At 34.6% G+C, this 23,187-nt stretch carries 16 protein-coding genes and 5 pseudogenes; 15 read left to right on the top strand and 6 right to left on the bottom strand.

Annotated features, from left to right (window positions below; genetic code table 11):
• Positions 1-1,268: 1,268 nt before the first annotated feature.
• Positions 1,269-2,408 carry an FtsW/RodA/SpoVE family cell cycle protein gene (locus SB775_RS19515; protein ID WP_089364298.1) on the bottom strand — a complete coding sequence of 380 codons (1,140 nt, stop codon included), beginning with the start codon at positions 2,406-2,408 and terminating at the stop codon, positions 1,269-1,271.
• A gap of 714 nt (positions 2,409-3,122) precedes the next feature.
• Between SB775_RS19515 and SB775_RS19510 the strand changes: the two genes are divergently transcribed.
• From SB775_RS19510 to SB775_RS19480, 7 genes and pseudogenes are all read left to right on the top strand, one after another.
• The gene (locus tag SB775_RS19510) at positions 3,123-3,362 is read left to right on the top strand and encodes a hypothetical protein (protein WP_410862857.1); all 240 of its coding nucleotides are present in this window, start codon (positions 3,123-3,125) and stop codon (positions 3,360-3,362) included.
• Positions 3,363-3,444: 82 nt separating this feature from the next.
• A complete protein-coding gene (locus SB775_RS19505) occupies positions 3,445-5,676 on the top strand; it encodes a transglycosylase domain-containing protein (protein WP_410862856.1) in 2,232 nt (743 codons plus the stop codon).
• Between the two features lie 424 nt (positions 5,677-6,100).
• Positions 6,101-6,747, top strand: a pseudogene (gene catA, locus SB775_RS19500) (type A chloramphenicol O-acetyltransferase).
• Between the two features lie 160 nt (positions 6,748-6,907).
• Positions 6,908-7,408, top strand: coding sequence for a GNAT family N-acetyltransferase (locus SB775_RS19495; protein WP_410862854.1), 501 nt, complete (start codon positions 6,908-6,910; stop codon positions 7,406-7,408).
• Positions 7,409-7,662: 254 nt separating this feature from the next.
• Positions 7,663-8,172 (top strand): YfiT family bacillithiol transferase, encoded by a 510-nt coding sequence (locus tag SB775_RS19490; RefSeq protein WP_410862853.1) that lies wholly within the window; start codon positions 7,663-7,665, stop codon positions 8,170-8,172.
• A gap of 686 nt (positions 8,173-8,858) precedes the next feature.
• On the top strand, positions 8,859-9,311 hold the full coding sequence (locus SB775_RS19485; protein WP_289336691.1) for a tetratricopeptide repeat protein: 453 nt from the start codon (positions 8,859-8,861) through the stop codon (positions 9,309-9,311).
• A 160-nt stretch (positions 9,312-9,471) separates the two neighbouring features.
• Positions 9,472-9,989, top strand: a pseudogene (locus SB775_RS19480) (general stress protein).
• Between the two features lie 247 nt (positions 9,990-10,236).
• Here the strand turns inward: SB775_RS19480 and SB775_RS19475 are convergent.
• A pseudogene (locus tag SB775_RS19475) lies at positions 10,237-10,478 on the bottom strand (IS110 family transposase); the annotation flags it as partial.
• On the opposite strand from SB775_RS19475, the pseudogene SB775_RS19470 reads away from it, so the two are divergent.
• Positions 10,463-10,546 (top strand): annotated as a pseudogene (locus SB775_RS19470) (GyrI-like domain-containing protein); the annotation flags it as partial. The pseudogenes SB775_RS19475 and SB775_RS19470 overlap by 16 nt on opposite strands.
• A 933-nt stretch (positions 10,547-11,479) precedes the next feature.
• Here the strand turns inward: SB775_RS19470 and SB775_RS19465 are convergent.
• Entirely contained in the window at positions 11,480-12,151 is a 672-nt protein-coding gene (locus tag SB775_RS19465) for a helix-turn-helix transcriptional regulator (protein ID WP_208857038.1), read from the bottom strand.
• A gap of 162 nt (positions 12,152-12,313) precedes the next feature.
• Here SB775_RS19465 and SB775_RS19460 point away from each other — a divergent pair, with 162 nt between their 5' ends.
• From SB775_RS19460 to SB775_RS19450, 3 genes are all read left to right on the top strand, one after another.
• On the top strand, positions 12,314-12,700 hold the full coding sequence (locus tag SB775_RS19460; RefSeq protein WP_061461227.1) for a RidA family protein: 387 nt from the start codon (positions 12,314-12,316) through the stop codon (positions 12,698-12,700).
• Positions 12,701-13,112: 412 nt separating this feature from the next.
• A complete protein-coding gene (locus tag SB775_RS19455) occupies positions 13,113-14,411 on the top strand; it encodes an MFS transporter (RefSeq protein ID WP_410862851.1) in 1,299 nt (432 codons plus the stop codon).
• A 41-nt stretch (positions 14,412-14,452) separates the two neighbouring features.
• Positions 14,453-15,403, top strand: a complete 951-nt coding sequence (locus SB775_RS19450) for a sugar phosphate isomerase/epimerase family protein (protein WP_410862849.1) — start codon at positions 14,453-14,455, stop codon at positions 15,401-15,403.
• 984 nt (positions 15,404-16,387) lie between these two features.
• Here the strand turns inward: SB775_RS19450 and SB775_RS19445 are convergent.
• Positions 16,388-18,850 carry a SpoIID/LytB domain-containing protein gene (locus SB775_RS19445; protein WP_410862848.1) on the bottom strand — a complete coding sequence of 821 codons (2,463 nt, stop codon included), beginning with the start codon at positions 18,848-18,850 and terminating at the stop codon, positions 16,388-16,390.
• Positions 18,851-19,385: 535 nt separating this feature from the next.
• Between SB775_RS19445 and SB775_RS19440 the strand changes: the two genes are divergently transcribed.
• Complete coding sequence (locus SB775_RS19440; protein ID WP_410862847.1) at positions 19,386-19,643, top strand: recombinase family protein; 258 nt, start codon at positions 19,386-19,388, stop codon at positions 19,641-19,643.
• 71 nt (positions 19,644-19,714) lie between these two features.
• On the opposite strand, the gene SB775_RS19435 is transcribed toward SB775_RS19440, so the two are convergent.
• A complete protein-coding gene (locus SB775_RS19435) occupies positions 19,715-19,990 on the bottom strand; it encodes a transposase (RefSeq protein WP_061461571.1) in 276 nt (91 codons plus the stop codon).
• A 179-nt stretch (positions 19,991-20,169) separates the two neighbouring features.
• Between SB775_RS19435 and SB775_RS19430 the strand changes: the two are divergent.
• Positions 20,170-20,842 (top strand): annotated as a pseudogene (locus tag SB775_RS19430) (NAD(P)H-dependent oxidoreductase).
• 385 nt (positions 20,843-21,227) lie between these two features.
• Here the strand turns inward: SB775_RS19430 and SB775_RS19425 are convergent.
• Positions 21,228-22,094, bottom strand: a complete 867-nt coding sequence (locus tag SB775_RS19425; protein ID WP_410862846.1) for a PhzF family phenazine biosynthesis protein — start codon at positions 22,092-22,094, stop codon at positions 21,228-21,230.
• 322 nt (positions 22,095-22,416) lie between these two features.
• On the opposite strand from SB775_RS19425, the gene SB775_RS19420 reads away from it, so the two are divergent.
• Entirely contained in the window at positions 22,417-22,557 is a 141-nt protein-coding gene (locus tag SB775_RS19420) for an aspartyl-phosphate phosphatase Spo0E family protein (protein ID WP_377386580.1), read from the top strand.
• Positions 22,558-22,855: 298 nt separating this feature from the next.
• A partial coding sequence (locus tag SB775_RS19415; protein WP_410862844.1) for a DJ-1/PfpI family protein occupies positions 22,856-23,187 on the top strand: 332 nt, incomplete at its 3' end.

Below are 23,187 nucleotides of genomic sequence, written 5' to 3'. Positions count from 1 at the left end.
CTGAATAACAAAAAAACATTATGCAACCAAATCAAAAGTGGAAATTCCTTTGTTCCAACTATTCGGGATCACCATTTTCAAATTTCAACAATTTCCCGAGAAATATCTACAAATTCTGAGTAGATATCGACAAAATTAGGCTTTTAAAAGAGATAGCGATACCCGATACATATGACAATATATTTAACCCATATTCTCATTCAATTAAAAGAGATCTTATTGTTATTAACCAATGAACTCGCAGCTATGCGTGAAATGAACCTCTAACTGACAAACGATAACGATATGTCACAACTTAAAACTGAACAACAAAAAACCCATTACGAAACATTACTGCAATAAGAAAAAGGTTTCACTCCCTTTTTTTAGTCTCCTATACGATCTTCAGGTGTTAATTTTCGTTAATAACTATTTAAACCTAAGGGAACCAAATCAAAAGTGGAAATTCCTTTGTTCCAACTTTTCGGAATAACCATTTTCAAATTTCAACAATTTCCCGAGAAATATCTACAAATTCTGAGTTGATATCGACAAAATTAGAAACTTCTAAAGGCGATTTGTTTTTGCTGATAAAAAAGTAGAATTTGCATAACCGTTACTTACCAGAGAGTTTGTAATTGCTCCATTATGGAACACAAAAAATGATCAACTTATATAAAAAATCCAATTAAATAGTATAAGGGCATGTTTTGATTAATCTTTTTTCAAAACATGCCCTTTCTATTTATTCATTTATCAGGTTTCTTGGATTAATTTGATAAAACATTGTTTCAAAGCTACACTTTTATAAATTAGCAAAAAATTTCCTTGCCTTAATTATAATAGATGGAAATAGAAAAAAGGTGGATATTATATGAAATTATCAATACTTGTAGCCCCTTTTTGCATAAAAAAGAGCTGCCTTAAAGACAGCTCCGATCATCAGCTAATGCACCCGTTTAGTTGATTAAGAATGTTTTACTCTCGCCTAACGGCAGTTAAATAAGACTCCAGAGTTCGCTGGCGTAGAGCATGTCAGCAATCATACCTTACCGAAAACGTGTGGTAATTGGTTTTACAAGTTCATGAAGGCTATTGCCATGTTGCAACGAATCCTTCATCATTCGTATCTATCCGTTACCCTGCGCTATATTGGGATTACAGAAGAAGAAACCGACAATGTATTAAAGTCATTTAGTGTCTTTAATAATTCATAACAAATAAATGGCCTCTTTTTAGTAGGTTTCTTTTGATAACTTCACTTTTTAAAAAATTATTGTTATTTCAAATTAGCCAAACATAAATGCTCTTTTTCGATAGCTTATTGAAAAAATTAATCCTATTGCTAACATATTCCCCATTAATGAGCTGCCTCCGTAACTTATAAAAGGTAAGGGTATCCCTGTTATAGGTAGTAAACCTATGTTCATTCCAATATTCTCGAAAATATGGAAAAAAATCATTGAAACCACACCTACACATAGGTAAGATTCAAAACTATTTTTGACATCTAACGCTAATTTCACCATGCCCGAAATAAGGAAGAAATAAATTGTTATTAAAATACTAGATCCTAGGAATCCATATTTAGAAGCAATAACGCTAAATATAAAATCTGTGTGTGCTTCAGGAACATATACCCCGCTTCCTTTATAACCAGAAACTCCACCTGATCCTATGGCAAGCAAGGCTTTGATTAAGTTAAAGCCCTCTCCTGATTTATAAGACTCTGGATCAATCCAAGCATAAATCCTTCCTAATTGAAATATTTTTATCCCCATTAAACGGAGAATTTCAGGGTGAAGAAAAACTAAGTACAAAATTCCACTTACAATTGATCCTCCAATAATAAAAATACCACCAATTATTCTCCATGATATTCCTGAAACAAATAATATCCCTATAAAAATACACATTAATACTAAAGATGTACCTAAATCTGGTTGTTTCATAATTAAAAGTATTGGAAGAAGTGTTGCAGCCCCCATCTTAATTAATAGAAAAAAATCCGTTTTCAAAGTTTTGTCTTCATATTTATTATGATGTTTTTGTATTAAGTAACTTAAACAAATTATTAAAGATATTTTAGTAAACTCAGCTGGCTGAAGAGACCCAATCCCAGGAATTTGAAACCAACTTTTGGCTCCATTTATTTCTCGTGCTATTGACTCAGGCGACAAAATTAATGCAATTAATAGAAATAAACTAAGCGAGTAAAAAAACCAATTCAAGCGAAATATTTGTTCAGAATCCAAATACATAACTCCTAAAATCATACCGAAACCTATAAAATACCAAGTTACTTGTCTAAATAAAAAATCCCCTTCGTATTGACCAAATTCTTGAGCAGTGTGAATAGCTATACAACTAGTTATAAATAGCAAAAGTAAAAGTGTAACTAGGTTGTAATCAAACTTTGAATTTTTCATATTTTTCCCCTTGTAAAATATTTACTCATGTTATAATTTAACTCTATTTTACTAAAAATGTAAATTCATTAGTGCCATAAGACGGGTTGAAAATCGAGCTCTCTTTTAAGTCGCTCTTGAGAAATATTATTTAGCTAAGAAAAGTAAAAAAATAAAAATCCAACCCTGAAAAGCTTCAAGGATGGATTCAGACAAGCACCAAGATCCTTAGGGTGTCTCTTGGATAATTCCTATTATGGTCTATAGATGGGGATGTTATCCAGGTTATTACGAGAATGTGCTTATAAATGGGAAAAATCCAGCTGCCATAATTGGTGGCTTTTTTTATGACTAAAGTGCAGATTTGGTCTTTATATAGAGGGGGGAATCGAGGATTAAATGTCTTTGCCCCCTTATTACTAAGGTTCCTTTCGAATTAATATAAATGGACTGAAAAAAATGAAATTTGCACGCTTTGATCTTTTTAGGCTGTATCTATGGTATTCATGAAATATTTATAGATGGTGCACAAAGGTATTTTTCAAAAATAGTAGGAATGTTATCCATCATTTTATCAACATGGGTATTTGCATGTATAACGTCTTTGAAAGACAAAGCTGGTCGATAATTGCATTCTTATTCAGTATATAAATTTTAAGACTATTCGCTTCAAATAAGTAGACGTGTTTCCCTACTTAAGACAATCAGAAGTGGTTCTCGAAAGGGGGATTTAATTTGAAGAAATTTATTGTTTGTTATACCTTGGAAAATGATATTAAACGAGAAAAAATAATAAAAGGGCCAGATGTAAAGAAGGAAGACGTTCTACAAGATGTATTAGATAAGATAGTACGAAGTAATTACTTTATTGCGAAAACCGACCAAGGAGAGTATAGGATAAATTCTTCCTTAATACGTTATATACAGGTTTTCCATGAAATGCATTGTTTTAAATACCATACTGATCATCAATGACTAGTGAGTAAATAAAAGGTTATTTCTTTGCATAGTTTTCTTCAATTTTGTTGAGTAACCTTGAATATGGGAGAGAAGATTAATGTCAGAAACGTATCGTTCTCGTCAGGAACGAAAACAAGTGGAAAAAACAAAACAAGATCAAAAAAAAGGTAAGAACTCCCCTAAAAGAAGGTCTTTCTTGAAAAAAGTTTTACTTGGGTGCTTACTGTTAGGTGTTGTTTCAATTGGAATAGGGGCAGTTACGGTTGCAGCAATGATTAAGGATGCACCTAAAATAGATGCTTCAAAACTAGTCGATCCACTTTCTACCAAATTATACGATAAAAACGGGAATTTCCTTTACGAATATGGTAAAGAAAAACGTACAAAAATTACGTATTCTCAAGTTCCAAAAATGTTGGAACATGCTTTCATTGCCACGGAGGATGCACATTTTTATGAACACAATGGCATTGATATAAAAGGAACTGCGAGAGCAATCTTCAAGAACCTAAAAGGGGATTTCGGATCTCAAGGCGGAAGTACGATTACACAGCAGGTCATTAAAAACTCCTTTTTGTCACCTCAGAAAACAATAAAGCGAAAGGTACAGGAATGGAGCTTGGCCTATCAGCTTGAGCAAAAGTATTCCAAACATCAAATCTTAATGATGTATTTTAATAAGATCTACCTTGGAGACGGGGCATATGGTGTAGCAGCCGCCGCCGAAAATTACTACGGAATCGATGCCGATCATCTAAATAAACTAACGCTACCAGAGGTCGCTATGCTGGCGGGGCTCCCACAGAGTCCAAGTTATTATGATCCCACTGAACCCGAACATGTGAAAGCTGCAACAGATCGTCGTAATATTGTTTTAGAAGCTATGTATAAACAAGGGTATATTACGAAAAAGCAATTGGAGGATGCAAAGAAGGTTCCAGTTACATCAGGACTTGTTCCAAAAACGAAAAAGCAGGGAATGCCGTACGAGGCGTTTTTGGACGCTGTTGTAAAAGAAGTTGAAGGAAAGCTGAAAAATGTAAATATCAGTTCGGATGGATTATCTATTTATACGACGCTAGATCCAAAAGCTCAGACCTTTGCGGACAAAATGATGAACACCGATACGATTATTTCTTATCCAAATGAAAATTTTCAAGGAGCCTTCGTATTTTTAGATACAAAAACAGGAGAAGTACGAGCTATTGGAAGCGGTCGAAACCAATATAAAGCTTCCTTCCGAGGCAACAACTTTGCGGTTGATATTAAACGTCAACCAGGATCTACTTTCAAGCCAGTCTTTGATTATGGTCCGGCTATTGAAAATTCAAAATGGTCTACAGCACACCAAATTAATGATCATGAGATAACCTACTCAAATGGTCAATCTATTTCTAACTGGGATCATCAATATCACGGAAAGTTGTCGATTAGAACAGCACTTCAATGGTCATACAATATTCCAGCACTCCTTACCCTTCAAGAAGTAGGGATGGATAAAGCACAAAACTTTGCAGAAAATCTGGGTATTACTTTTAATAATAATAAGGTGTACGAATCATATGCGATTGGAAGTAATACGGTTAATCCATTAGAGTTGGCAGGGGCATATAGTGCTTTTGGAAATAACGGTGAATACAATACACCACATTTTGTTCGTAAAGTTGTTTATCCTGATGGCAGAGTTGTTAATTTAACTCAAAAGCCAAAACGTGTTATGCATGATCACACAGCTTATTTGGTGACGGATATGTTACGGACAGTCGTAAAATCTGGTACAGGAAAAACAGCAAATGTCCTTGGACTAGATGTGGCTGGAAAAACTGGCACAACCAATTTTGACAGTAAAACCAGAGCACAATATGGATATCCAGCCGGTTCGGTAAATGATAGTTGGTTCGCTGGTTATACACCGCAATACACTATGGCGGTTTGGACTGGATATACTAAAAATGGTCCAGGTAATTATATGGATGGAAATACAACTAAAATCTCGCACCAAATGTTTAAGGCCATGCTGGAAGCGTTTGGAACAGACAAAAGTAGCTTCCAGCAGCCTAGTGATGTATACCGGGTGAATAATGAACTGTTCATTAAAGGTGCAAATCCTGAAGAAGCTCCACAAGTTATAAAAAATAATAAAAATAAACAATTTGATATTGGTGGAAATAAAGAGGATAAAAAACATAAACAAGAGGAAGGAAAGCATAAACAACAAGAGGAAAAGAAACACAAACAAGAGGAAGAGAAGCATAAACACCAAGAGGAGAAACACAAACAAGGGGAAGAGAAGCATAAACACCAAGAGGAAAAGGAACACAAGCAATAAAGATTTTTAGGATGGGATCGCATTGGTTCCATCCTTTTTTATGATACAAATAAGAGAATGTGATGGTTTCTACTTAAACTATAAGGTGCTTTACTTCAATAAGGGAGCTGCTTTGAAGTGACCCAAAAAGTTAGACACTTTATTTAATTAGGCAGCCTTGAGGGCATGAACCCGGTAATCTACCGGGCTCATGCCTCAGTGTTTGTCGACAAAAGGGGTTCGGAATGTATTAAATCCGAGCCTCTTTTGATATTCTGTGAGGGGCGAGGCAGTTAGTGGAAGAAAGTAATATCTGTAAATTGATTTTAGTCGGAATACTTGATAATGTGGTGGTGTAAATTAGTTTACAAAAGGATGATTGTCATGAAAAAAGCAGAGGAAATAGCCTCCTAAATCAAATAAAACATATTAGGAGGCGTTGTATATGAAATTCAATATAATTGATCGTGAAAATTGGTATCGAAAAGAGTACTTCGAACACTATTTACAATACAAACAACGTTCAGTATAACGAATGAAATTAATATTACTGTTCTTATGAAGAACTTAAAGAAGAAGAATTATAAGTTATATCCTGCGTTTATTTTTATGGTTACAAATATAGTTAATTCCCATCGAGAATTTAAAACCAGTTTTAACCCAGAAGGGAATTTAGGTTATTGGTCAGAAATTTTGCCTTCTTATACAATTTTTGATAAGAAGACATACACATTTTCTAGCATATGGTCACCAAATGTAAGTAGGTTTTCTGAATTTCATTCTCAGTATGAAAAAGATGTAGAAGAATACAATGGTACGGGTAGTTTATTTCCAAAGACTCCTGTACCAGATAATAATATTCCGATATCTATGATCCCTTGGAGTTCTTTTACAGCATTTAATTTAAATATTAATAATGGTGGAGATTTTCTCTTACCCATTATAACTGGGGGTAAATATTCACAAATAAAAGATGAATGGTTCATACCTGTCTCGTTACAAATTCATCATGCTGTTTGTGATGGTTATCATGCAAGTGTTTTTATGAATGACTTACAAAGGTTTGCTGATGAAAGTGCAGACTGGCTCTAATTAATTGTTCATTGGGAAAATATCTAAAAGGGGAACTGTGAAAGCAGTTCCTTTTTTTATAGAATTACAACCAAAGTTTGTTAATAAATGTACTTAAACTATCGGGGCAGGTTAGTTCCATAAGATGTATAATATTGGATATACTTAAGGGGGGATTTTGATGTTACTCAGAGAGGCAAAATCAGATGATGCTGAAAGTTTCGATTGGCTAATGAAGCAAGTTGAAACTGAGGCTGATTTTATGCTTATGGAACCAGGGGAAAGAAAAGGTTCTCCTGAACAACAACGTAAATGGTTGGAACGAATGGACAAAGAGAATAATTCAACTGTACTTGTTGCAGAACAAGAAGGTGGACAGTTAGTAGGATATTTAGCAGTGATTGGCGGAGATACAAGAAGAACCAAACACTCAGCCTATCTAGTTATAGGTATTTTAAAAGAATACACAGGGCGTGGTATAGGAACAAAACTATTTCAAAGGTTAGAAGAATGGGCAATAATTCATAATATCTTACGGTTAGAGCTTACAGTCGTCACCCAAAATGAAGCAGGAGTATCCCTATATAAGAAAATGGGGTTTGAGGTAGAAGGAATAAAAAGAAACTCACTAGTGATAGATGGCAATCTTTTTGACCAGTATTTTATGTCCAAGTTATCATAAGGTCTTGTTAAAATAACAGGTGCATTAGTTGTATAAGAATTTAAGTGAAATTATGAGTGAGGTCAGATTTTAGTTATTCAATTAAAGGGTGCTATTCTGAAACAAGGGTAAGCGCCTATTTTTCATTATAGGGTCATTTAATTGAATAAGCTTTTGAATTACGATGCAGTTTGTTGAAGTGATATAATTAACTAAAATTAAACGTTAATACCGAAATATAATGAAATAAAGAATAAGGAAAAGGGGGATTGAAAATGGATGTAAGATACCCAATCGGGAAACTACAAGTTCCTGAAACAGTAACTTTAGAAAATTTTCAAGAATGGCTAAAGGAAATCGAAACTTACACGATTCGATTAAGAGAAACTGTCGACTCATTAAGTGATGAGGAATTAAGCAGAACTTATCGTGAAGGTAGCTGGACAGTTCGTCAACTTGTTCATCACATTGCAGATTCTCAGTTGAACATGTATCAACGTTTGAAGCTGGCTTTAACAGATGAGAACCCAACAGTACCAGCTTTTGATGAAGAAAAGTGGGCTATTCAACCGGATACAAAGCTTCCTGTAGAAAGTTCTATTAAAATGTTAGAAGGTATAAATGAGCGCATCGTATCTTTAGGATATAGTTTAACTGAAGAGCAATTAGATCGAGCTTTTACTCACAAGATAAACGGTATAATAACAGTTGCAACAAAAGTTGCAAAATTAGCTTGGCACGAAGAGCATCATTTAGCCCATATAAAAATCGCATTATCAAAATAATACATTATGTATAAAAGTGGCTTATCGAACCTCGATAAGCCTTTTTTAAAATTAAAGTAAGGAATAATTACAGAAGTTTTATTCAACTATCGGGGCAGGTTACATTCCTGTAGTTCGTTATTTTTCAGCTTTGAAAAAATAGGGCTCCTCAGTAAGATATGAGTAAGACATCACTCTAACTCAAAACCTTAGGAGGAACCTTAATATGAATTTTAAAATGCAAGACAAACAAAATCAACTAATAGAAAGAATTTCCGGTACTGGACAGGTTACACTTAGTTGGAAAATAAAAATAAGGCCATGTAGAAGCATACACAATAAGTGAGGAGAATCTACTACACCAAAAAGGGGGATTGAAAGTGGGTATAATACTCTGATAACTCTTGGTTTCATCATAATCGGATTTGTTGTTCTCTCTTATATAAAAAGAAATATGGATAGTAAGCAAAGTTCAACTATCCAATCCATAGTTTGGTGGATAGTGGGAACCACAGTTTTTGGGGGAGCGAGTATAATACTTATTGTGTGGTGGTTTAGTAAAATTTAGTGAGTTTTTGGCAATGGTTTTGGAGAGAAGTAGTTCATTTTTGTGAAGTAATGTACTTAAACTAACGGGTGCTTTTACTTCAATAAAGGAGGTTTTATAACCACAATAGAACGGTCAACCATCTTAGGGGGAAAAATACTTGATAGCATTACTATTACTTCTAATTTATATCGTATATAGAATTTATAAATCCAAAAGACCTTTAACAAAGTTTGGACATTTCTATGACAAATCTTTTTATCTTGAAGAAAAAAAGGAATATGAAAAAGCCCTTGATCTAAGAAAACAAGCATTAGAATTAGATACACTTACTAATCTGGAACGTGCGGAATTAAATTTAGCTAATGCCAGAATGTATTTAAGGTTAGAACAATATAAAAAGGCAACCGATTACTTTGATATATCATTTGAACTAGCAAAAGAAGAAAAGTTTCCGTACTCTAAAGGGATTGACGAGGTAGTTGAAGCTTATTTGCAGGCAAATCGCAAAAAAGATGCCATTGAATTAGTAAACAAGATGTTAGAAAGACAAAGCTACGATAAGAAATTCAAAAAATTACAATCCATAAAAGAAAAACTAAAATCAGTTTAAAAGACTACCATGTTTATTCCTAATTCAATTAGGGAGGAGCTAAGGGAGCCTTTTTATTATGAAACTAAAGGGGCAGAATAGTTCCAAAACATTCCAATATAAGGTAGAATATATTCTGGATATTGGAGTTTAAAAGAGCTAAAGAAATAAAGGTGATTCTGTGAAGAAATTATTAGAAAAAAGACTTGCGTACCTTTATAAAGGTGAAAGAAACGCAATAATTGTTTTTATTGTTATAAGTTATTTATATAACTTTGCATTTCCCAGTATACAATTATATTCATTGTTTTCTTTTTGGACATCATTTCTTCTTTTGGAATTTATTTTATTACAAGGAACCATTTATTGGTATAAAAAATGGGATCGTTTAAGAAAAGAAAATACACCTATAACTCCCATTCAAACTGTTAAACAGTTACGACGTTTGAAAAAAATCAATATAATCTTGATTGCGATTTCACTCTTAGCTTTCGCTATTGATTTCTCTAAATGGTATCCTTCTTTACCAGTATTGGGATTGTCAATTGCAGGATTTATTTGCATTTTGCAGTTTTAGAATATATTAATTATTTTCACATTCAATTATCATATGATAATATCTCAGATATTAAATATTTGCTGAAAACTAAAAGGTTGAAGCAAGCCTGTATAGGTAAAGACTTAAACGACTGTCGTTGAGAAATTAATATTTTAGTCACTAAAAATGAATAAGTTTGTGAAAAGATGTTCTTAAACAAACGGGTGCTTTACTTCAATAAGCAAGGTTGCTGACGCAGCCTTTTTCTTATGGCACTAAACCAGCTAATAGTTAGTCAACATTTTTCAATGAAAACTTAAAATATTTCATGCTATACTAAATTTGTGCATGCTAAATAACCTTCCAATGAACTGTATTTGGAAAGTTTTATGCTATTTAGTTATACTTTTAAACTAGGTTAGATCTTGGGGAAAGTCGAGTTGTTTTGTATAGTGCATAAATCCATTTTAGAAGCTTATTGGCACATGCTATCACAGCCACTTAAAGGGCTTTCCTTCTTCACGTTTCTTATCATAGAACTCTCGTAATCTCTTGTTCCGAGGGATGATTTCATCTGTCGTTTTCTTCTTGCGACAATCACGAATGGCACAACGAACGGCCATATATAAGGCATGTCGAAATCCTTTGGAATGAAAATAAAGATTTAACCTCACCAACATTTAGAAGTGAAATATGGATCCCCGTTATGAAAAAGTAAGGTGGGCGAAAGATTTATCCGAAGAGCTGTCTTAAGACAGCTTTTTCGTGCGCCCGGAATGGGTGCAATCTATAGGGTGAAAGTCCGAACCATGAAGGCAGTAGTAGTGGTTAGCTTAATGCAAGGGTGTCCACGGTGACGTAGAATCTGAAGGAAGCAAGCGGCAAACCTCCGGTCTGAGGAACACGAACTTCATATAAGGCTAGGTATCATTGGATGAGTTTGCGAAACAAAACAAAGTCCTTACTGCCGAAGGTGGTACAGAGTAAATAAGCAGATAGATGGAGGGAAAGATTGCACTCTTACCCGAGGAGGTCTGGTTTAGTTCATGTAAGGGATCTCTAAAAATAATCAAACTATTCTATAAAAACTGTATACTAAATCACAAGAAATGAATCCACTTTGATCAATCTTTTTTTCAAAATGGGTTCTTTTTATTTACGCTAATATTGGGTTCAGGAGAACCTTTTAATGTTGGGGAAATCAGTAATGATTGAAGAGTTATAACCCTGAGTGGGCCGTTTATAGGTTGTTTTTTGATAATGTAGGATTTTTTCTTATTAAGCAATCGGGCCAGATTGTACAACAAAACTAGATTTTTAGACGACTTTATTGCTAAAGTATCCTTTATAAAAAAATTTAACAACTCATTTACTCCCATCTAATAAGGACGGGGGTATGTATGTTTGAAGTATTAAAATTAAATAACTTATTGTAATCTTGACATTTCCATATTCGGGTACTAACAGCGAAGCTGTCACTACCCGCAATATAGGAAGTATGAATATGGGAGGGGAGTAATTTAGAAAATGTACTTCAACCGATAGATGGAGAAATCCCGATATAAATGAAACAGGTTAATAAATAATTCACAACATACCGCAAAGTGAATCTCCGAATCTTTTAGGTTTTCCCTAAACAGGTCCAGACAGATTATTTGATTTTATTTAAATATCTATAAATAGTGGCTTCGGATACGTCTAAATATTTGGCTACCTCGCTTACGCCGCCTTTAAGTAAAAATGCTCCCTTTTCATTCAGTATTTTGACCACTTCTATTTTTTCTTGCGATGACATCCGTTCAGGTGGAATGTCATACTCTGCTAAAACCCCTTTAATAAGAGATAAAAGAAGTTCCTCAATATTTTCTTCGAAATTCTCAAAAAGATGTGTATCAAAGGTAGGCTTTGATGACTCTATAGGATCATTTTTGGGTTTGTCAATCATGATGAATTGATCCAAAATGTTGCGAGCGTTTATAACATCGGAAATATCCATGTTAACACAAATCATGCCAATGATTTTGTTCATTTCATCTTTAATAAAATAGCTCGAAGAACGGAGCGTCTTATTCTTTTTTGATCTACTTTTATAATTGCAGATATAATCTCGATCTTTATAACTTTCATCTTTTAATATTTTCAAAGCAAGATCCGTAATGGGACTATTAATCTTTCTTTCACTAACATGTCCATTCACTATTTCAATAATGGAATGATCAGGGTTTGTTACATCGTGTAAAACAACCTCACAATTTTCCCCCATTATGTTAGCAATAAAGTGCACCATTGGAATATACTGTTTCAGCTTTTCTACATTTGTCACTACCATCACTCATCGCACCTTCAATTTCCATTTGTTAATTTTAGTTTAACAAATATTATTAAAATTTCAACTTTACTAAAAATTTAGTTGTTGTAATAATAATTATACATTATAATAAAATAAAATCATCATAATAATTTTTTATTACAGGAGGCAATTACGATGAAAAACGCTATTTCAACGAACAATGCACCAAGTGCCATTGGACCTTATTCTCAAGCAGTAAAAATGGGAGACTTTCTTTTTGTTTCTGGACAACTTCCGATTAACCCAAGTACAAATGAAATGCCGGAATCCGTTGCAGAACAAACGAAGCAATCATTAGAAAATGTAAAAGCCATTCTAGAAGCTGCTGGAAGTGATTTACAACATGTCTTAAAAACAACTGTATTTTTAAAAGATATGAATACGTTTACGAAAATGAATGAAGTATATCAATCGTACTTTACTGAAAATTATCCGGCTAGAAGTGCAGTAGAGGTTGCTCGCTTACCAAAAGAGGCTTTAGTGGAGATCGAAGTCATTGCATGTGTACCAAATAATAAGTAGTAGTACATTCAAATAATCCTATTGAAATATGATCGCGCAGGGGGGGGGGAAACCGTTTAATTTAACCATTTGTGTAAGCCTTTTCAATCTATTTTTCTACTTAAAGGGGTCTCGCCAAGATTTCGGAAATTTTGTACGCTAAGCGAATTTCAGCAATGATTTTGCTGTTTTTATGTACGTTAAGCCCTTCCCAAAAACGGTTTCAGTCCAGATTATTGAAACTTTGTTTTGGTATTGAGTTTTGGGTCTGAAAACCAGCTATTTTCAAAGAAAAAGTAGCTTTGTTAGATCCTGCATCAAAAACGAACGTTAGGGTGCTTCTCTTTTATATCAAGGTTTGTAGCCTTAACGTCCATTTTTTCCGAAATGTTGTCTGTACCTCTTAAAGCATCTATTTAGGAGGGACATGCTATTGACTAATCAAAATAACAACAAAAAAAAATGGTTTACGCTTGCCGTATTAATTCTGGGTGGAGGAACGGTCTTTAAACTCCCTTGGTTAAAAGATGCTTTTTATATCCCTATGATGGATTATTTCCATTTGACACACACACAAATTGGTTTTACCCTGTCTGTTTACGCTTTTATCCAGACCTTTGGTTACCTCATATCTATGTATGTAGCAGATCGATTTTCCAAGAAAAAGTTGATGCCGGTTGCTTTAATTGGGATTGGAGGAACGGGATTTTACTTGACAACATTTCCAAGTTATTACGAAATATTAGTCATTTGGGGACTTTTCGCATTATTTGCAGAAATTGCTTTTTGGCCCGTCTTGATTAAATCTGTAAGATTACTAGGGGATTCAAATGAACAGGGGAGAATGTTTGGATACCTAGAAGCAGGAAGAGGAATCGTAGATACTGTAATAGCGTTTGCTGCCCTTGGAATCTTTAAATGGTTAGGAGAAGGGGTGGCAGGTTTCAGAGGTGCCATCCTCTTCTTTTCGATTACCATGATTGTGATTGCTATTATTTTGTATTTCCTCCTTGAAGAGGATGAAATTAAAGAGGTAGATGAGCAAGGCGAAAAAGTTAACAAAAATAAGGTAGCATTAAAAGGTGCTTTAAAAGCGATAAAAATGCCAGAAATATGGGTAGTTGCATTCACTATATTTTCAGTATATTCCGTTTATATTGGTTTGACGTACTTTGTTCCATTCTTAAAAGACATCTATGGAGTACCTGTTGCTTTAATAGGGGTATATGGGATCATTAACTCATACGGTTTAAAAATGTTAGGCGGACCTATAGGGGGATTCTTGGCTGACAAAAAGTTTAAATCTCCATCAAAATATTTGCGGGTGGCTTTTGCAGCATCTATCATTGGAATGATTATCTTTATTTTGTTGCCACATCAACATCTGAATGTTTATGTTGGCGTAACCTTTACACTCGCTTACGGTGCCATCATTTTTTCACAAAGAGCGGTATTCTTTGCTCCTATTGAAGAAGTAGGAATCCCAAGAGAAATAAGTGGTGCCGCAGTTTCTATTGCCTGCTTAGTAGGATATGCTCCTTCCATGTTTGCCTTTACTCTATATGGAAGCATGTTAGATCAATCACCAGGAATGGAAGGATATCGACATGTCTTTTTGACCATGATTGCATTTGCAGTTATCGGTTTACTTATTAGTAGCTATTTAGTAAAAATCGTAAACAAGAAAAAAGAACTCCAACAAAATCTGGAGGGCAACCAATTCAATGCTTAATTTTATATCAAAAGATAAATTGACATAAGGGAGTGTAAGACATGAAAATTGGATTAGAGACAGAAAGCTTTCACTTGCAGTTTATTACAGGGCGAATGGATATTTTCGGTTTTATCAGAAAAACGGCTGAATTGGGATTAGATGGGGTCATGATCAATATTGTTCCATGGCCAGAGTTACCAGGAATCGGTACATTAGAATCATTTGAACCAGAATACTTAGACAAGGTGAATAAAGAAATTCAAAAGTATGGATTTTTCGCTGAAATCGATACAAATGGAACCGATCCGAAACATCTAACTGAGGTCATTGAGGCCGCGCATAGAATTGGAGCGGATGTCATTCGTACGTATACCTGCATGGGAGAATATGATCCAGACAGATTGAGAAGAGCTCCTGAAGAAATTAAACAAGTTGTACCATTATTAAAGAAATATAGAATCAAGCTTGCTGTTGAAAATCACGAGGAAGAGTTAACGGATGAAGTGATTCAAATCATTAAGGAAGTCAACAGCCCTTGGGTTGGTGCTCATTGTGATTTCGGGAATGCAATGATGGCATGGGAGGACCCGGTTGATGCTGTAAGAAAATTAGCACCATATGCCTTTACAACTCATTTTAAGGATCATATTATCGTCCATGATGGCGAAGATTACATGGTATGTGGCGTACCTGCTGGGACTGGTAATATCGATTTGGAAGAATCTTTTAAAATATTGATTGAGAATTCAATGTTGACTAGAATCAACGTTGAAATGTGCTTCCCGTATGCCATCCATTTTAAGAGAGAGCCTGGTACAGGTGGAGTCTTTGCAGTAGGAGAAGGAGCATTTATGGTGGAACAATCTCCTTATGATTTAAATGTAATTAAACCATTGGATTACTATTATCCGCCAGCAGAACTTCTAGAACAAATGATTGAGGATCAAGAAAAAGGTGCAGAGCAATCAGTTAGATATGCACTTGCATTAAGGGATAAATACTGCCGCTAAATAAAAAACAGGGAGAGGTTTTTTAAGGAATAATCTCCCTATTTATTTTACAGAAGGCATTTTCAACGTATCAGCTGTTTCGTAAATGAAACTGTTGTTTTCGCAAATGGAACCAAACCCAAACCACGGAATAGGACCTATCATTTTAGGAAAAACACACGTTTAGGCATAATTGACATAAACAAACCATTAACAACTATGTTTCAAAGTTCAAAATAACATAATGTTAGAACCTGTCTTTATTTGGGAGCACGAACATGGAAATCTAAATAAAATCGCTGGAAATTTAAAAGCATTTATATTAATAATATAAAATACTAGGTGTATATTTATGTTTAGGTATTAAACTTTAGAATAATTAGATTTTTAGTGAATAAAAAATTCCTTTTTTATAACTAGACTAGTGTTGGCTGTCCTTAAAGTGGCAGCCACTTTTTTGATTGTTATAGGATTTTAATTTGCTAAAGAAACTGCAACGAATGGATGTAAAAGTATGTTTATTTACTTAATTTTTAATTGAAGCATTTTTTGATAATAAAGAAATCGCTCAAATTTGGAATATTAGTCACCGATAGGAATGTTTGTAGGTTCACACTTATCAACCTTTCAATGCAAGTGAAAGGTTAGGGCTTCGTAATATCTCGGTTCGTTTACAAAATCATTACTGATAACATCTATATTTTATTTATGCGTAAAATCTCTGTTTTACACATAATTGAACATAGGAATTAATGTTTAGTATCTAAATCTTCTTTGAGCGTTTCTTTTTTGTTCATAAGTAATATTGGTCGACTTTATTTAAAGGTGTTCAAAATACCAATGAATCTAGGTCAACTTAAAAAGCATGAACCAAGTTGATTACTGGGTTCATGCTCTCAAGGTTGCCTAATTAACTATAGAGAGGTTCAATTTTTTGGTTCACTTTAGACATTTAAATAATCAAGCCCACCCAAAATTGATTTGGGCTTTCATGGATAGATTTCGTTATCGGACATTCGTTAAGTATTTTCCATATACATAACCTGTTTCCTTACCGTACTTAATTTTGTACCAAGAACTGCTATTAGTAATGACGGTAACAGTTTGGTTTTTCTTCAAAGAGCCAAGAACTTTCCCTGATGTGGAGGGTTTGGAACGGACATTTAACTTTGTAGCATTGACCCTACCAGTCATATTCTTCGCTGCCGGTTTGTTTAATGTGTAGGAAGTCGTAGTTGCACGTTTGTTCTTACTTGGATCTATCGCTTTAATGGTAAACGTATACTTTCCGTTCGAAACCTTTGATACATCCCATGATGCACTTTGGACACCGGCATTTTTATTAGTATTATTGGTCAGTGTCGCCACGGTTTTGCCTTTTGCATCTTTTACCTGAACGGTTACCTTCGCCTTTTCGTTAATCTCATACTTCAAATCAACTTTATTCGTTTTTGAATCATATGAGGTTTTTATATTCTTAATGGAAGGTGAAGTTGTATCGGGTTTTGTTAATGTAAATGTAACCGTTGCTGAGCTTTTATTTTGATTACTGTCGATCGTTGCAATTTCAAATGAGTACTTACCGTTCGAAACCTTAGATACATTCCACGATGTCCATTGGATACCGGCATTTTTCTCTGTATTATTGATCGTAGTAGCTAGGATTTTACCTTTTGTGTCTTTTACTTGAACAGTAACCTTTGATTTTTCATTGGTCTCATACTTTAGAAAAACCTTATTCGTTTTTGAGTCATATGAGGTATTTGTATTATTAATAACTGGAGCCGTTGTGTCAGGTTTTGTTAATGCAAATGGAACAGATACTGAACTTGAATTATTACTACTATCAATCGTTCTAACTTCAAAGGTGTATGAACCGTTGCTTACCCTTGAAGCATCCCAAACGGCTAATTGCAATCCTGATGGCCTTTCGTCCCCTTTAACAAGAGAAGCGACGACATCCTCTTTTTCATCCTTAACTTCCACTGTCACATTCGCTTTTTCATTCGTATCAAAGGTTAATTTGACTTGGTTTGTTTTAGTATCGTAATACGTTTTTATATCATTAATTGTTGGTGCTGTTTCATCTTTAGGTGCAGGATCCGGAACTGGTGTTGGGATTGGCGTTGGAATGACAGGTGCCGGTTCCGGCTTTACTGGTTCTACTTCCTCAGGTTCTGGCTCATAAGCTTGTTTTAAGCTTGTCCCTTCATAATAGAATGCAAGAATCTCGCGATACGTATATCCCTGTTCACCAGCCTTTTTCGCGCCATACTGGCTTAGTCCGACACCATGGCCGAATCCTTTACCTGAAACGTTAATCGTATCCTTTGCAGTATCTACTTTTTCTATTAAAAAGCTTTTCATGAAGCTCAGGCCTATAATGTCTCTAATTTTCGAAGCCGCTACATCTTCTAATATTACACTTTGTTGTAGCGCTTTCCCCTTTTCTTTCACCATAAATTCAATCGTAATACTTCCTTTACTCACCCTGCCGCTACTTGTTGGTGCTTGAAGGGTGAGTATAGGGACAGCGATAATTTTAATGTCTTTGCCTGTATAGCCATTTGACTGTAGCCATGCTCTTATATTAGAAATTTCTTGTGTTTGTTCGGCTTCCTTCGTATTAGCCCACCATGTATCTGCTTTTGTTAAATCTAAGTTTGTAAGGTCTATTTGATGCTTTTTCACACTAAAACTCCATGCAGTTTGCGGATCATATGGATCGTTTTTGACCATTAAATATGGTCGCTCTGTGCCGCCCCATACATTTTTGTTGGACTCCGTTTTTCCTCCATTGCTAGAGTAAAAAAGAGCATCTGAACCTATATGTTGTTGTTCATCACCATAACCAATGACCTGACCTTCTGTTGCGTTAACAGCTTTTGTTGAATTTCCGTGCCAAGCATAGCCACCGTATACCTGGAAACTCACTGTGTCATCGGGCGTTCTGTTGATGTAGCTCATTGCATAGGTTCTTGCTGCTACAGCCTGTGCCTTTAAGGCTTCCTGATTCCATAAAGCGGGCATTTCAGCTGGAACAACCCCTTTTAAATAATCTTCAAGACCAATCGAGTTATACGGACGGATGAATTTCCCATCTTCCATAATAAAACGGAAACTACCTAAGTATGTACGGCCATTAATCGAAAGTGGACCGTTCCCTGTTTCAGGTTTCACTTCAATCTCAGAAGCTTTGCCTAATTCTTTTGAATCTAACAGCACAACAATTTCCGTACCGCTGACCCTCAACGTATACTTCTTGTTCGATTCTAGTTTTACATTTGCTAGATTCGTAGTGTACGTGACTTCCGGTTCGACGGTAATCTCAGATTTGTTACCAAGATAGCCTTTTAATTTAACCTTAATGATTGGATCGGATGCCGCCTTAACTGATATTTCCGGAAGCAAAAATAGCATGAGAACGAGTGTAACAAACATCCATATTCTATACCGTACCTTTTTCATTGAATAACCTCCGCTGAATTAAAAAATAACTAAATAATAGTATAACATCCATAATTATACATCGGGCAATATTTTACTATTTTAGGGGTTCCACTTATTCGCCATCACCAGGACAACCAGTAAAAGATAAAAAGAAGACATTCTCGTTATATGCATATGTTTTTTTAAAAAACTTTAAATGAGTGAGAAAAGTCTTTTCGTATAGGTCTTCCATATCTGTAAAAATACCTTTCCCCTCAAAAGTTTGTGGAATATCTGTACCGTGGGTCTATGTATGGATAAGCTCCTATTTTGGTGATATTCCTTAAGTACATTTTGGAGCTTGCAAATCTACCATTCTATAAAGAGCGTCGATACTATAACTAATTTTATCTCTAATCCTATTTTAATGTATTACAGCCCAATGTTTAATCTAAATTGATCAATAAAATTTGTAAAATTCATAAATATTTTTCCTATACTTTTACTGTCTAAAAGTTAGTCTATAACTAAGTGTATAAAAGTTTCAAGACTTATAGACAAAGGATGATACATATTGTTAATTGGTTATGCGAGGGTTTCAACTACTGGCCAAGATTTAGAAACACAAAAGGAAATTTTAGAAAATGAAGGGTGTAAAAAGCTTTTTGTTGAAAAAGTAACAGGAACAAGCACAAAACAAAGAGCCCAACTTTATGAAGATATTGAATTTGCACGAGAAGGAGATACATTAGTAGTAACTAAAATAGATCGTTTAGCTCGTTCTATTATGGAGTTGAAGAGACTGATAATGGCTGCTTCTTGGGATTTCTAATACTTCACACATTCTCTGTACAGGGTATAGATTCCTATTTTCCTCGATAAATTCGGTAAGATCTGTCTCGGTTATTTTTTCGCGAATATGGCCATAGCCTTTTTTAAGATTTCAACTTCCTGCTTTAACCGAAGGTTTTCCTTCTGTATGGCGGCTAATTCCTTCGGAGTCATAGACTCTTCCCCTAAACCGATAGGGGTAAATTCTTTAACCCATTTATAAATAGTTACGTCTGATACACCATATTCGCCACTTAATTCTCTTACTGAATTACCCGAGTGATAAAGATCTACAATAGTCTTCTTGAATTCATTATTATATTTTTTACCTGTATTCTTACGTTCCAAAACGGACACATCCTCTCAAAAATCATTGTAAGGACTTAACTAAAATGTGTCCATGAAACTATACTAACTCCAATTGGTTATTCTAACAGCAGATCTGTTATCAAACAGATATAATATAAATCCGGTGATTGTCTGAAAAATATGTTTACAAAAAAACAGAAAAGGAAGGTTGATTCCACATGATAGGAACGGAGAGTAAAAAACAAGAAATTTTAAAAGCTTACCAGTTCAGACATGCTTGCAAGGCATTTGATAACAACAAAAAGATTTCGGATGAAGTTTTTTCACTTTATTTTGGAAACAGGAAGATTATCTCCAAGTTCAGTTGGCTTAGAGCCTTGGAAGTTTGTCGTGATCCAGGATGAAGCGCTTCGCGAAAAATTAAAACCTGTATCCGGCGGTGCCCAGGGACAACTGCCCACTGCCAGCCATTTTGTAGTTATATTGGTTAGAAGAAAAGAAGGCTTAAGGCATGATTCGGTTCACGTGATCAAAATGATGAAAGACATTCATCATATGCCTGAAGAAGTTGTGCAAGGTCTTTCCGGTTTCTATAAATCCTTCGTCGAAACAGAACTCGAAGATAATGACCGTCTCATTTTTGAGTGGGCAAGCAAACAAACATATATAGCATTGGGTAACATGATGACAGCCGCGGCTCAAATTGGTACTGATTCCTGTCCAATCGAAGGTTTTGATAAAAAGCAGGTGACCTCTATTTTACAAAATGAGGGTATCATTAACGCAAACGATTTCGGTGTAGCCTGTATGGTCGCTTTCGGATATCGGCGAGAGGATCCCAAACGTCCAAAAACAAGACAAAATCTCGATGAGGTTGTTGAGTGTCGATAAACTTAAGATGATATTTCTTAGCATCAGGAGACATGTTCACAAAGACATGTCTCCTTTAAATGTCATTTTGGGATAAGTCCCAAATGCTATATAAATGAAAAACTGGAACGGAAGGCGAAAATACCTTCGTTAAAAGATACGCATTTGAATCGTGTTTAATAAATGTTCCATTAAAGGGCGCGATTCTTGAAGAAGTTTCGCTGTCCTTAATGAACTAACGGGTGCGCTAGCTGAAGATCAGAGCTGTCTTTAAGGCAGCTCTTTCTTATGCAACTATCGGGGCACGGGGCAGAATCCTTTAATAAGTAGTGAGTGCTTTTTATTGAAGGGAATCGAAGTTTTATTAATAAAATTATAAAATATTAATCGAATTTGGATTTTATTGTTAATACCATTCTCCTTTTGCGATTAAAAATACTTTACCACCTACAAGGATTTGAATGGAATTTTGGGAATTTTCAGCTTGTATATTTAAAATTGATGGTCTTCCCATTTGGAATCCTTGTTCAACTCTGTACGCTATATTTTTACTTTCAAAAAAGTTATGTGCGATAAGGTATCCAGCAAGATTTCCGTTTGCACTTCCAGTCGCAGGATCTTCAGGGAATCCTGTATCATCTAAAAATACTCTTACGTTTAAATCATTTTCTTTTAGTTTGGTTTCAGGAGAAAAGACAAGGATACTTGCTTTTATAACGTTATCAATGAAATTTTGATAATTATTATGATTGATCTTGCAACGATTTACAGCATCCAATGAACAAAGAGGAATAATTACTGCTGGTAATCCAGTTGATACAATTTGAATTGGAAAACGTGAATCAATATCTTCATTTGGTATCTGTAATATTTCGGTGAAAATATCTTGATCAGGAATAATCGTTCCTAATTCGGGTGGGTTTTGCTTCATTATTAATTGTTCACCTTCAATATTTACAGGTATTTGTCCTACTTTAAGGTTTAGAGTTATTTGTTTACTTTCATTGTTTTCTAAAACTTTATGAATGATAAATGCTGTTCCTAATGTTGGATGACCAGCAAAAGGAACCTCAACATCAGGAGTAAATATTCGAACATCGTATCCTCCGTTGTCTTGTTTGCCAGATAAAATAAATGTTGTCTCATTAAAGTTTATCTCTCTTGCAATCTTTTGCATTTCTTCAGTAGATATTGTTCTCGAGGGAATAAGTACAGCTAATTGGTTACCTTGATATTTTTCTTCTGCGAATACATCAACAATATAAAAATCCATAAATATTACAACTCCTAATTTTTAATTTTAGAATATTATATCATTTCTTATTCAACTAACCCGGTGCTTTACTTTATTACCAGGAGCTGATCAATAGCTCCTTTTTTTATGCAACAAACGGGGCAGGATAGTTCCACAAGCACAGTGTATTCATACTGTCGGTAGGCAAGTTGTCAGAAAGTATTTTTGGTAATATTTGATCATTTTTTAGGTCTTTTCTCATCGTTATTTTTTGTATTTAATTACATATTAAACATATTTTGATGGTTATTATATATTAACTAGAGAAAGGTTATGGATATTAGTGTTATCTCTTAACGAAATGAAATGTAGGATTAATTACATGAGAACTCATTTAATTGAAATTGGTATGTTACAAGGCCTTTCTCACCCCGAAACTGTTAAAACTAGTCAAGAGTTAGATAAGTTGTTGTACAAATTTCAAAAGAACATATCAAAATAATCCTATATCCCGAAAAATTTCTTTGCCTACATTCTTTCTTCATAGTAAAGGATCACATGTCGTGGTCTTTTTTTTAGTCCGAAAATACCTCACAGTTTGTGACAACTCTACAATAAGGCAGGTTGCTGAGGCTGCCTTTTCTTATGGCACTAACGGGGCAGGTTAGTTCCATAAGAAATTGACTATAGGTTAATTGTGGCATATAATTGCATTAAAAGGAACGTATGTTCTTTTTTTGTGGAGTAGCTTTTGATGTGGAAAAAATAAACTATGAAAATTATGATTGGAGTGTTAGTAGATGAAAATAAAAAAAGTTTATCTATATGTATTTAATACAATGTCAGACTGGGAATATGGATATTTAATTGCTGAACTAAATTCAGGAAGATATTTCAAAAAAGATTTAGCACCTTTAAAAGTAATTACCGTAGGAGCGAATAAAGAAATTATTACTACGATGGGGGGACTGAGTATAAAACCAGATATTTCTCTTGATGAATGTAACTTTGATAGTAAAGATCTTGTAATTCTACCTGGAGGGAATACTTGGGGAGAAGCTATTCATCAACCTATCTTGAAAAAAATTGGCGAGGCTTTAAAGCTTGGCACTATTGTTGCTGCTATTTGTGG

It is taken from the genome of Peribacillus sp. SIMBA_075, from assembly GCF_046534585.1.
This window is presented reverse-complemented; position numbering and strand designations above follow the sequence as displayed.